Genomic DNA, 11,858 nt, shown 5'->3' on the forward strand with positions numbered 1-11,858 from the left:
CGGCTCCTTACTGGATGCGTGAGTTGACGTCGTTCACCGGTGCCTGGTAGCGGCGGTCACGCGTGGTCCACGTGAAGTTGCCGAGTATCAGGTCCAGCAGCACGTCGCGGGTGATGTCGTCGAAGGCCCGGATGCACTCCATGTCCTCGGCCATGTCGTCCAGGCGGGCCTGGAAGAAGGACCGGAAGTCCGTCTCGTCCGACACGTCGCACAACCGGAAGCAGTTGGTGATCTGCCCGAGAGCGGCTTCCCGGTCGTAGGAGTAGAAGTCGTTGACGATGGCCAGCCCGCGGGTGGTCATCCGGGCGGCGAGTCCAGTCTTGGAGTGCTCGGTGAGCTCCGGGTGGGCGTAGATCGGGTACGACATCTTCATCCAGAAGTCCACCCCCACGTCGGTGACGCGGAAGCGGAAGTACTGCTCGGGCGACGTGCCGCAGAGCACCTGCTTGATCCGGGAGTCGCGGAACATGTGGTCGCTGGTGACGAAGGCACGGGCCCCCTCGTAGGCGAACTCGGCGTCCTGCGGGGCGTAGTACCGATCGCAGACGGCACGCAGTTCGGGCAGGAAGAGGTCGAAGTCGTGCAGGGACGGGTCCATGTCGTCCCACACGAACGTGACGCAGTTGAGCACGCAGACGGCCTTGAACGCCTCCATGTCCCTGATGTGGCGGGCGCTCTGCGACCACCGCACCACGTCCATGTAGGAGATCCACCGACGGTCGGAGACCTCCTTGCCCAGCGGCGCCACGGCGTGGTTGCAGGCGTCGATGACCTCGCGCAGTTCGGCGTCGGTCATGGCCACCTTCTGTGCCTCGTATCCCACGTACCGCTCGAAGAGGGCGGCGAACCGGGCGGTGCACTCCTGCCAGTAGCGTGCGGTCCCCGTCGAGGGGGCGGTGGTGGGCGTGGTCAGGTCCGCGGTCATGAGGTCCTCCTGGTGGCCGTCACGGCCAGGTGCTTGAGTGCGGCGATCCCCTCGGCGGTGAAGGGAGCGGTGTCCAGGGCCCGCAGAGCCTGCTGGTAGCGATCGTCGATCATGCGCTCCACGGTGTCGCGGGCGCCGGTGGAGGCGAAGATGCCGCGGATCTCCTCGGCGTCGGTCTCGTCCAGTTCCGGACTGCCGAGCAGAGCCCGCAGCCGAGCGACCTGCGCGGCGTCGCCCGCGCGCAGGGCCAGCGCCACCAGGGTCGTGTTCTTGCCGTCACGCAGATCGTCCAGCCGCGACTTGCCGGTGTCCTGGACGTCGCCGTAGACGCCCAGCAGATCGTCGCGCAGCTGGAATGCCTCGCCGATGGGCAGGGCGTACTCCGTGCAGGCGGCCATGACCTGCCCGCCCGCGCCCGCCAGGGCGGCACCGATGTGCAGGGGGCGCTCGACGGTGTACTTGGCGGTCTTGTAGCGATTGACCGTCAAGGTCGCTTCCACGTCGTCCTTCAGCGTTCCGGTGGCCCGCAGATCGAGGTACTGGCCCAGCATCACCTCGGTGCGCATTTCCGTGATGAGCGGAAGCACCGCGGCAGACTGTTCCGGAGTAAGGCCGGCCGTGTGCAGCAGCTGATCCGACCAGGTGAATGCGAGGTCGCCGAGCAGCATCGCGGCGCCCATTCCGAACCGGTCCGTCCGGTGATCGCCGGATTCTCCGGCCAGGGCACGATGAAGGGTGGGACGTCCGCGGCGGATGTCGCTCTCGTCCATGATGTCGTCATGGATGAGAGCGAACGCGTGGAACATTTCAAGTGAGGCGGCCACGCGTGTGACGTCTTCTCCGCAGGCTCCTCCCGCTACCGCCTGCCAGCCCAGCATGGTCAGTATCGGGCGGACTCTCTTGCCGCCCTCCATGAATTCTGTGAGAAACGTGATCAGGCGGTTGATCTGGGTATGCTCAGAGGATTTCTGGCGGTTCTCCAGGAAATCCTCAAGCGCCTTGTCCACGGCTTTCTTCGCCGTACTCGTGTCGAGCATGTCTGGAAATATGGTCTGGATGCTCATCAGTATGTGCTCGATCCCCTCGTGGGCGCGTGGGACCAGCTTTGCGTGCACGTCGGCACGCCCCAGGCGCGGTCGCGCCGGACATGGCAACGACGGCCAGGCGCCGAGTGGTTTTTCGGCGTCAGACTGGTGATGGACCGGATGATGTGCGTGCGGCTATCAGGAGACGAGGTCCACGTGCGGTCTTCTGAGGCCCCGGATGTCGACCTGCGGACGCCGGACGACGTCTACGCGGGTGGCCCTGATGTCACGGTGGCGGCGCAGCGGTTCGGTGAAGACCGGACGGGCTCCCGTCTTCGCCGGGAGGGCGCCGATGAGGTGGTGCGGACCGCGCCGAACGACAACGGGTGTACGTCCCCGTGTCTCGGATCGGGCAGGTCGGGTTCCCGGTGGCGCAGCGGATCACGGTTCGCCGAGCAGAGAAGGATCATCGCCTTCGAGCCGGCTGGGATGATGGTGCGCTCAGGGTCGGTGTCGCCTGTGGTGATACGGGCGACGAGGTGGATCGGTGCGTCGTACCTCAGCCGTTCGTCCCCGCTGTCCTCGATGGGGGCGGGTTCGGCGTGCAGGTCCCATCCGCCCCGCGGGGCGGCCCACTCGGGGTCCTGCGGATATTCGCTGGTCGACTTGGGGCTCCGGATGAGCGAAGCCGCCGCACCGTATCCCGGAACGCCCCGGTGTCCGCAGGGAGCACGGTGCACCGGTTCCACGTCTCGCAGACGTTTGTAGCGCGGATAAGGATCGTCGCGTAATCGCGGATGCCGTGCGTTGTACATTCCGTCGCTCGTTCGCTCCATACAGGTTCCCCTATGAGATGTGACAAGCCGGACGGCGGGTTCGCCGGAGATCCGTTGATCGCATCGTAGGCACATGGCAACCGATGGTGACAAGCCCTTAATCGGTGGACGTGCCGAGGGTGACGTCATGTCATCGCATGGCCGGGCAAGGAGCGGCTTGGCGTCCTGGACAGAGTCGCCAGGCCCGTATTGGTTTCAGGTCGTTGGCGAACACACCGATCAGGTCTGCAGGGTCGCGTTGCGACGCACTGTCTTCCAGGATGGGCATGAAACATTCCGCTCGGTGGTACGGGGCTTAATCGAGACCGCGGTCACACCCGTCTATTCGGAATGGGAGGCGGCCGCCCGTACACCTGGGATTTCTATCGCAAAATGGGCAAGCTGGGAATTTCGCGTTCGGGGTTCGGTGTGCCCCAGGAGTTCGGTGGAGCGGGGGCCCCGAGGTCTCCTTGTTCCCGCCCGCACGGATTGTCCACATGCGCCAGTGCGCCGCGGCGCTCGGGCTGCGCCGGCGCCTCCGGGCCGTGGCACGGCGTCTCGGCGGATGACGCGGCCGACGGTGTCGTCGAGGTGATGAGACGGGTGGTGCGCGGCGGGTCGGCGCGCGATGCACGGTCGAAGGGACCAGGCGCAGCAGGTGTGCGATGCGGTCGGGGCGCCCGTCGGCGCGGGATCCCGATCGTGGTGATGCGCCGCTCGGTACGGGGCGGGGGCGGCGCGAGGGCGGGGCTGTTGTGCGGACGGCGTCCGCGGTCCGCCGCGGGTCCGGCCGGCGGGCACCCGGCACCGGGAGCGCGCCCGCGCCCCCGTCCGGTCAGGACCGCGACACCGGCCCGGCCTCGGGCCCGCCGGCGCGGTACGGCCGTCAGCCGTCCAGTCCGATGGCGAACGCGGCCTCCAGATCGTGCTGCGAGTACGTCCGGAACGCCACATGTGTGTCCGTGCCCAGCACCCCCGGGATCTTGCTGATGCGCCCGGGGATCACCTCGGCCAGGTCCTCATGGGCCCTGACCCGGACCATGGCGACCAGATCGTACGTACCGGTCACCGAGAACACCTCGGTCACCGAGTCGATCGCGGCGATCGACTCGGCGATCTCCGGGATCCGGTCCACGCTGGTCTTGATGAGCACGATCGCGGTGATCACGGCTGGTGTTCTCCCTCGGGCGCCGGAGCTGGAGCTTTCGGCTTCACTCTAGTCCTCCGGCCATAACGCCCCCACGCGTAGACGAACCCCAGGCCGAACCCCACGAGGTGCGCCAGATAGGCGACCCCCGGTCCCGACGTCTCCCGGCGCGCGGCCAGCCACTGCAGGGTCACCCAGAACGGCAGCGTCACCCACGCCGGGAAGCGCAGCGGGAGGAAGAAGAGAAAGGGGAACAGGCTCGTCACGCCCGCCCTGGGGAACAGGAGCAGGAACCCGCCGAGGACGGCGGAGATCGCTCCGGACGCGCCGACCAGCGACTGCTGTGAGCCGGCGTGCGCGCCCGCGTACGCCACCAGGGCGAGATACCCGCAGCCGACGTAGAAGAGGGCGAACTCGGCATGGCCCATGCGTTCCTCGACCATCGCCCCGAAGACGAAGAGGAACAGCATGTTGCCGAGGAGGTGCAGCCAGCTGCCGTGCACGAACAGGGCCGTGAGGGGAGTGAGGGCCGTGTCCGGCGCGCCGGTGAAGAGCTCGGCGGGCACGACACCCCAGCGGCGGAAATAGGCCCGCTGCGCGGCGAGCAACTCGTCGCCGGTGCCGTACACGGGGTTCAGGCCCGCCGCCGGACCGATCAGGAAGACCAGACAGCAGGCGGCGATCAGCCCGTACGTCACCGGCGCCGACTCGTTCCGTACGGTCCGGTCGAGCGGCTTCCGCGTCCCGGGTGCGGGCCGGGGCCCGAAGACATGTGCGCTCCACTTGCCGATCATGAGCAGAGCATGACGTAACGGGACCCACCCGCACAGACCGCCTCGCCGCCGAAGGGGTGCGCCGCCACCGCCCGAGCCACTCCCCGGGCGAACGGGCGGCGAGTACCGGTCAGGCCGTAGGGTTACGAGCCACACGCACCGGGTGTCCGGCGCGCGCATCACGGAGACTGGAAGAAGGAAGAGCAGCCACGATGACGGTTCCCCTGCCGACGGCCACGACCCGCTGGCGCTGCACGCTCTGCGGCAACCTCACGCGGTTCGACGTGACCCGCTCGTCCAAGGTCGTCGAGTACGTTCACCTGGACCTCGCCGGGGAGCCCAAGGTCGAGGAGCGCGAGGTGGTCAGTGAGACCATCGAGTCGGTCCGCTGCCGCTGGTGCAACGCCGTGGACCAGGTGGAACTCGTGGACAGGCCGGGCGCCGGCTCCTGACGGAGCCTGTCCCACGGACATTGGGGTGACGGATGGCGGAGACCGCAGGCGGGGGGCCGGGCGACGGCGCCGCTGAGGTGCTCGACCGTCCGCTGCCCGAAGGCGTGCGCCGACGCGTCGTACAGATCGTGTCGGACGGGTTCGGCGGCCTGACCGTCGGCGAACTGCCCCCGCAGCTCCGGCAGTACGCCCGGTTCGCCCCGAACCGCCGGCTGAAGTTCGCGGGCAACGCGATGGCGGCCGCGGTCGAGAGCGACACGCTTTTCAGACAGCGGATCGGGGAGCGGTTCAGAGAGGCCCACCCGGAGCTGGCCGATGCGCTGGACACCGGCGCCCCGCCGCCGGCCGCAGACCCGCTGGACGTGGCGGCCGCCGCGTACGTCCTGCGCCCCGCGGGCTGGGTGAAGCTGGTCGCCGCGGCCGGCGAGGAGGCCCAGCGGGCGGACGCCGAGCGGGCCGACGAGGAGAACCGCGCCGAGCTCGAACGGCTGCGCGCGCAGCTCGCCGAGGCCCGCGACCACACGAAGGCCGAGACGGAACGGCTGCGCCAGGAGCTGGAATCGGCCAAGAAGGACGCCGACTCCCTGCACCGCAAGCTCCGGGCGGCACTCAGCGACGTCAAGCGCGGCGAGGCCGCCCTGCGCAAGCTGAACGCCGAGATGGAGGCCCTGCGCGCCGAGGGGCACGCCCAGGTGTCCGCCGCCGAGAGCGAGACCCGGCGGCTGAAGGCCCGCCTCGGCGAGGCGGAGGCCGCCCTGGAGGCCACCCGGCGGGCGGCCCGCGAGGGACGCAGCGTCGAGGACATGCGCGTACGGCTGCTGCTGGACACCGTGCTGGACGCGGCCCAGGGCCTCAGACGGGAGCTGGCGCTGCCGCCGGTGTCCGTGCGGCCCGCCGAGACCGTGGACGCGGTCGAGCCGGGGCGGATGACCCCGAAGGACATCGCCGCCCGCGCGCTGTCCGAGAACGACCCGGCGATCCTGGACCAGTTGCTCGCGCTGCCGCAGGCGCATCTCGTCGTCGACGGCTACAACGTCACCAAGACCGGCTATCCGCAGATGCCCCTGGAGAAGCAGCGGCTGCGGCTCCTCGGCCAGCTGTCGCAACTCGCCGCGCAGACCGGCGCCGAGGTCACCTGTGTCTTCGACGGGGCCGAGCTGGCCGCGCCCGTGCTGCTGGCGCCGCCCCGCGGGGTGCGGGTGCTGTTCTCCAAGCCCGGCGTCACCGCCGACGAGTTGATCCGCCGGCTGGTGCGGGCCGAACCGCCGGGGCGGCCGGTCATCGTCGCCTCCACCGACCGCGAGGTGGCCGACGGCGTTGCGAAGTCGGGCGCCCGGCCGGTGGCTTCGGCGGTGCTCCTCAAACGGCTTTCCTGACTCTTCGATCACTTACGCGGCAAGCGCAACGTACAGCCGTTATGACCGAATTGACGGAACTGTTGCGCAACGTAGCGTCAAGCGAGCACTACTGCATGTGTGTTGCGTGTAAATAGTGCCCCGTGGGATGGGATTTTTCCTGCGGGGGATTTGAAGTGATCACCATGAGGTCACTAGGGTCTGGGCTCAAACCTCTGGACGGGTGATCGTTGCCGCCGGTCCCCCTCGGGCGATCGCTCACAAGAAGGAGTTCACCTACCGTGGCGTCCCACCGTCGACCGAAGCAGCCGAGCCGTGCGCGAGTGAGCGTGCTCACCACCGCCGCCGCCGCTGCCGTGGCACTGACCTCGCAGGCGGCCAACGCCGCCCCCAGCGACAAGCCGAGCAAGGAAGAGGTCAAGGCCAAGGTCGACGCTCTCTACGAAGATGCGGGCCGGGCCACCGACAAGTACAACGGTGCCAAGGAGAAGCAGGAGAAGCTCCAGAAGGAGATCTCCACCATCCAGGACAACGTCGCCCGCGGCCAGGAGGAGCTCAACAAGCTCCGGGAGGGCATAGGCCAGGCGGCCAGTGCCCAGTACCGCACGGGCGGCATCGACTCCTCGATCCAGCTCTTCCTCTCCGCCGACCCCGACGACTACCTGGACAAGGCCGCCACGCTGGACCAGTTGAGCAGCCAGCAGGTCGAGGCGCTCAAGAAGATCCAGGAGAAGCAGCGGGCGCTCGCCCAGCAGCGCCAGGAAGCGGCCGAGAAGCTCGAGGACCTCGCCGAGACCCGCGAGACCCTGGGCAAGAAGAAGAAGGAATACCAGAGCAAGCTCGCCGCGGCGCAGAAGCTGCTCAACACCCTGACCGCCCAGGAGCGGGCCGACCTCGCCGAGGACGAGCAGCGCGCCAGCCGCGATGCCGGCGAGCGCGTCCAGCTCGGCAACGAGGTGCCCGCCTCCGACCGCGCCGCCGCCGCCCTCGCCGCCGCCGACACCCAGCTCGGCAAGCCGTACGTCTCCGGAGGCAGCGGCCCCAACTCCTACGACTGCTCCGGCCTCACGCAGTGGGCGTACGCCCAGGTCGGTGTGTCGATCTCCCGGACCACGTACACCCAGCAGAACGACGGCACGAAGATCGGCCGCAGCCAGCTCATGCCGGGCGACCTGGTGTTCTTCAACAACCTGGGCCACGTCGGCCTCTACGCCGGCAACAACACGGTCATCCACGCCCCCTACCCGGGCAAGGTCGTCCGCTACGAGTCGATGGACACCATCGGTTCCTTCCAGTTCGGTGTCCGGGTCATCTGACACCGCCCCACGGCTCGAACGAGGCCGGTTGTTCACTGACAGTGACAACCGGCCTCTTTCTGTCTCAAGATCAGGACACCGGACCGCCCGAACGGGCGAATTCCCCCACCTCGTGCTGACCCCGTGCCCCGCCGGTGACCTGCGCCCCGGGCGGGACATCACGCTCTGTGTCCGCGGAGGTCTTTGGCTGTGACCGGGTGGCGCGGCTACTGTCGGCCGCGCCTTCCTCACCCGCTGTGAGAACACCCCGGAAAGGGTGTGCCGCGAAGCGGCGCCGGGGGAGGGTCCTGTCCGCCGTCGAAGGGAGTGCGGCTTCCCGTGGGGTCCCACAGTCGCCTTGTACCGTCCGGGTTCGACCGGGGCGCAGTCGCCGCCCTGGGCGTGCTGTCCGCCGCGGCCACCGCTCTCGGCGCCTTCCCCGTCCAGCAGGCCGCCGCCGAGCCGCACGACACCACCCGCGCCGAGGTGGACCGGCTGTACGAGCAGGCCGAACGGGCCACCGAGGCGTACAACAGGGCCGACGAGCGCGCCGACGAGCTGCGCGACCAGGTCGGTGCCGCCCAGGACGCCATCGCCCGCAAGCAGGACCGCGTCAACACCATGCGGGAGGCCCTCGGTGCTCTCGCCGGCGCGCAGTACCGTGCGGGCGCCGTCGACCCGTCGCTCGCCCTGCTGTTCTCCGCCGAACCGGACGAGTACCTCGCCAAGGCCTCCGCGCTCGACCGGATCAGCACCCATCAGGCCGGCGAACTCCACGAACTCCGGCAGGCCATGCGGGACCTCGCCCAGCAGCGCCAGGAGGCCACCGGCAAGCTCGCCGAGCTGGAGAAGAGCCGCAAGGCCGTCGCCGCGCACAAGCGGACCGTCGAGCAGAAGCTCGCCAGGGCCCGCGAACTCCTCAACTCCCTCCCCGCCGCGGAGCGTGCCGCGTACGACCGCGCCTCCCGCTCCGGCCGCACGGCGATGGAGCGGGAGACCCCCGGCCCCGCCGGCGCCGTCGCCCCCGACACCCGTGCCGCGGCCGCCCTCTCCGCGGCCCGCTCCGCCCTCGGCAAGCCCTACATCTGGGGCTCGGCCGGCCCCCACGGCTTCGACTGCTCGGGTCTGATGGTCTGGTCGTACGCCCAGGCCGGAGTCGCGCTCCCGCGCACCTCGCAGGCCCAGCGGTACGCGGGCACCCAGGTCCCGCTCTCCCAGGCCCGGCCCGGGGACCTGGTCACGTACCGCTCCGACGCCAGCCATGTCGGTATGTACGCGGGCAACGGCCAGGTCATTCACGCCCCCTACCCGGGCGCCCCCGTCCGCTACGACCCCGTCGGCATGATGCCGATCGCCTCGGTCACCCGCCCCTGACCGGCGCCGTCGCCCCGACCGCCGTACGGCGTCCGGGCCCGGCCGCCCTGCCACAGGGGGGCCGGGCCGCCGTACGATCGGGAACGTGGCTGGTCGAAGGCGTGCGCTCGCGGGAGGCGCGGGAGTCTGTCTGACCCTGACCCTGCTCGCCGGCTGCGGCGGCGCGGCACCGGACTCCGCGCGCGCCGACGTCGAGGCGATGCTCGACCGGCGGGCGACGGCGGTCCTGGAACGGGACGCGGCCGCGTACCGGGCCACCGAGCAGCCGGCCGAGCACAGGAGCGGCCAACGGGCCACGGGCGAAGCCGAGTTCGCCAACCTCCGCGATCTGCCGCTGGCCTCCTGGTCGTACGACCTCACCGGCTTCCGGCGCTCCGGCGACCGGGCCACCGCCGAGGCCGCCCTGCGCTACCGGATACGCGGCTACGACAAGGCGCCCGTCACCGCCGTACGGACGCTGGCCCTGACCCGGGACGCCGAAGGCCGCTGGCGGATCGCCTCCGACGAGCCGTCCGACAAGGGCACCGAACAGCTGTGGGAGCAGGGGCCGGTACGGGCCATTCGCGGTGAGCGGAGTCTGGTGCTGGGGGTGGGGCGGTCGGAGGCGAACCTGCGGGAGTACGCGCGGCTGGCGGACCGGGCCGTGCCCGCCGTGACCGAGGCGTGGGGCGAGGACTGGGCGCGGCGGGTCGTCGTCCTCGTACCGAGGTCGCTGGAGGAGATGGCGGGGCTGCTGGGGGCGCCCGCGTCCGGCTACCGGGGGATAGCCGCCGTCACCACGGGGGAGGCGGGAGGCTCCGCCAGGGCGCCCGCGGACCGCGTCATCGTCAATCCCGACGCCTACGCCGGGCTCGGCGCGTTCGGCAAGCAGGTCGTCCTCACCCATGAGACGACCCATGTCGCCACCCGGGCCCACACCGGCGCCGCCACGCCCCTGTGGCTCTCCGAGGGGTACGCCGACTGGGTCGGCTACCGGGCGACCGGCCGTACCGCGCCGGAGGTGGCCCCGGAACTGCGGCGGGCGGTGGCGCAGGGACGGGTCCCCGACGCGCTGCCCGTGGACGCCGACTTCGGGTTCACCGAGGACTCCGGCCGGCTCGCCCGCGCCTACGAGGGCGGCTGGCTGGCCTGCCGGCTGATCGCGGACCGCTGGGGCGAGGCGCGGCTCGACGAGTTCTACCGCGCCGTCGGCGCCCACGGAAAGCGCGCCGGAGCGGTGGAGGGTGCCCTGGAGGACGTCCTGGGCACCGACCTCGCCGCGTTCACGGCGCAGTGGCAGGACTACGTACGGGCGCAGCTCCGCTGAGGGACGGCGCCTATCCGCGTGGGATCCCGGCCGCGTCGACCGCCTCGGTGCCTTCGCGGCGCATCCGGTCCACGCCCCAGGCGCCGAGCGGTTCCAGCGCCCGGTTGAGTGTCCGCCCGTCGTCGGTCAGGGAGTACTCCACCCGAGGCGGCACCTCGGCGTAGACCTCCCGGTGCACGAGACCGTCCTCCTCCAGCTCACGCAGGTGCTGCGTCAGCATCTTCTCGCTCACGCCCGGCATCCCCCGACGGAGCTCGGCGAAGCGGCGTACGCCGTGGGTCTCCAGTTCCCAGAGGATGAAGCCCTTCCACTTGCCGCTCAGTACGTCGAACGCGGCGTCGATGCCGCAGATGTACGGCCCCCGTCTCGGCGCCCTCGCCATCACCGATCCCCCTTACGGAAAGGTAAGTACCGCAGAAATTAGTAGGTACTTCCGAGAGTAGTGGTGCTGTTCGAGCATGGAGGGGTGAACGCACACCAGAACCCCCCTGCCGGCAAGGACAGTTCGGTCACCGTGGTCGGGCTCGGCCCGATGGGGCAGGCCATGACCCGCGCCCTGCTCGCCGCCGGCCACCCGGTCACCGTCTGGAACCGCACGGCCTCCCGTGCCGAGGGCGTCGTCGCCGACGGCGCGACGCTCGCCGCGACGCCCGGCGAGGCGGTCGAGGCGAGTGACCTCGTGATCCTCAGCCTCACCGACTACCGCGCGATGTACGACATCCTCGACGGCGCCACCGCGTCCCTTTCCGGCCGGGCGCTGGTCAACCTCAGCTCCGACACCCCCGACCGCACACGCGAGGCGGCGGCGTGGGCCGCGGGCCACGGCGCCGCGTTCCTCACCGGAGGCGTCATGGTCCCCGCGCCGATGGTCGGCACGGAGGCATCCCAGGTCTACTACAGCGGTGACGGCCCGGTGTTCGAACGCCACCGTGGGGTGCTGACCCGGCTGGGGACACCGAGGTACCTGGGCGAGGACCCGGGCCTCGCCCAGCTGATGTACCAGGCCCAGCTCGCCGTGTTCCTCACCACCTTGTCCGGGCTGATGCACGCCACCGCGATGCTGGGTACGGCGGGGACACCGGCCAAGGACGCGCTGCCGGAGCTGCTCTCCTTCACCGACTCGATCGGCGCCATGCTGAGGGCCGGCGAGGAGCACCCCGGTGCCGCGCTCGACGCCGGGGAGCATCCGGGCGAGCTCAGCACGGTCACCATGATGGGCGCGACGGCCGACCACATCGTCGAGACCAGCACGTCGCTCGGCCTCGACCTCGCGCTTCCCCTGGCCGTGCAGGCCCACTACCGGCGCGCGATCGAGAACGGACACGGCGGCGACAACTGGACCCGCATCATCGACGGCATCCGGGGCCGCGGCTGACGCCGCCGCCCCGGGC

At 70.5% G+C, this 11,858-nt stretch carries 11 protein-coding genes; 6 read left to right on the forward strand and 5 right to left on the reverse strand.

Features of this window, described 5'->3' with window-relative positions; genetic code table 11:
* Nucleotides 1–7: 7 nt before the first annotated feature.
* The 4 genes from AC067N_RS01170 to AC067N_RS01185 all read right to left on the reverse strand — a co-directional run bounded on the left by AC067N_RS01170 (nt 8) and on the right by AC067N_RS01185 (nt 4,706).
* Nucleotides 8–925, reverse strand: coding sequence for a terpene synthase family protein (locus tag AC067N_RS01170; RefSeq protein ID WP_478676776.1), 918 nt, complete (start codon nt 923–925; stop codon nt 8–10).
* The gene (locus AC067N_RS01175) at nt 922–1,989 is read right to left on the reverse strand and encodes a polyprenyl synthetase family protein (protein WP_478676777.1); all 1,068 of its coding nucleotides are present in this window, start codon (nt 1,987–1,989) and stop codon (nt 922–924) included. The genes AC067N_RS01170 and AC067N_RS01175 overlap by 4 nt, the downstream gene beginning before the upstream one ends.
* 1,662 nt (nt 1,990–3,651) lie before the next feature.
* Nucleotides 3,652–3,933, reverse strand: a complete 282-nt coding sequence (locus tag AC067N_RS01180) for an Lrp/AsnC family transcriptional regulator (protein WP_478676778.1) — start codon at nt 3,931–3,933, stop codon at nt 3,652–3,654.
* The gene (locus AC067N_RS01185; RefSeq protein WP_478676779.1) at nt 3,930–4,706 is read right to left on the reverse strand and encodes a rhomboid family intramembrane serine protease; all 777 of its coding nucleotides are present in this window, start codon (nt 4,704–4,706) and stop codon (nt 3,930–3,932) included. Before AC067N_RS01185 ends, AC067N_RS01180 begins: the two co-directional genes overlap by 4 nt.
* 191 nt (nt 4,707–4,897) lie before the next feature.
* On the opposite strand from AC067N_RS01185, the gene AC067N_RS01190 reads away from it, so the two are divergent.
* The 5 genes from AC067N_RS01190 to AC067N_RS01210 all read left to right on the forward strand — a co-directional run bounded on the left by AC067N_RS01190 (nt 4,898) and on the right by AC067N_RS01210 (nt 10,467).
* On the forward strand, nt 4,898–5,137 hold the full coding sequence (locus tag AC067N_RS01190) for a hypothetical protein (protein ID WP_055541554.1): 240 nt from the start codon (nt 4,898–4,900) through the stop codon (nt 5,135–5,137).
* Between the two features lie 32 nt (nt 5,138–5,169).
* Entirely contained in the window at nt 5,170–6,513 is a 1,344-nt protein-coding gene (locus AC067N_RS01195; RefSeq protein WP_478676780.1) for an NYN domain-containing protein, read from the forward strand.
* Nucleotides 6,514–6,773: 260 nt separating this feature from the next.
* Nucleotides 6,774–7,808 (forward strand): C40 family peptidase, encoded by a 1,035-nt coding sequence (locus tag AC067N_RS01200; RefSeq protein ID WP_478676781.1) that lies wholly within the window; start codon nt 6,774–6,776, stop codon nt 7,806–7,808.
* Between the two features lie 318 nt (nt 7,809–8,126).
* Nucleotides 8,127–9,161, forward strand: coding sequence for a C40 family peptidase (locus tag AC067N_RS01205; protein WP_478676782.1), 1,035 nt, complete (start codon nt 8,127–8,129; stop codon nt 9,159–9,161).
* Nucleotides 9,162–9,246: 85 nt separating this feature from the next.
* On the forward strand, nt 9,247–10,467 hold the full coding sequence (locus AC067N_RS01210; RefSeq protein WP_478676783.1) for a hypothetical protein: 1,221 nt from the start codon (nt 9,247–9,249) through the stop codon (nt 10,465–10,467).
* 10 nt (nt 10,468–10,477) lie between these two features.
* Here AC067N_RS01210 and AC067N_RS01215 read toward each other — a convergent pair whose 3' ends face one another.
* Complete coding sequence (locus tag AC067N_RS01215) at nt 10,478–10,849, reverse strand: winged helix-turn-helix transcriptional regulator (protein WP_478676784.1); 372 nt, start codon at nt 10,847–10,849, stop codon at nt 10,478–10,480.
* A gap of 84 nt (nt 10,850–10,933) precedes the next feature.
* On the opposite strand from AC067N_RS01215, the gene AC067N_RS01220 reads away from it, so the two are divergent.
* Nucleotides 10,934–11,842 carry an NAD(P)-dependent oxidoreductase gene (locus AC067N_RS01220; RefSeq protein ID WP_478676785.1) on the forward strand — a complete coding sequence of 303 codons (909 nt, stop codon included), beginning with the start codon at nt 10,934–10,936 and terminating at the stop codon, nt 11,840–11,842.
* The last annotated feature ends 16 nt before the right edge of the window (nt 11,843–11,858 follow it).

It is taken from the genome of Streptomyces sp. NPDC042364, assembly GCF_056437585.1.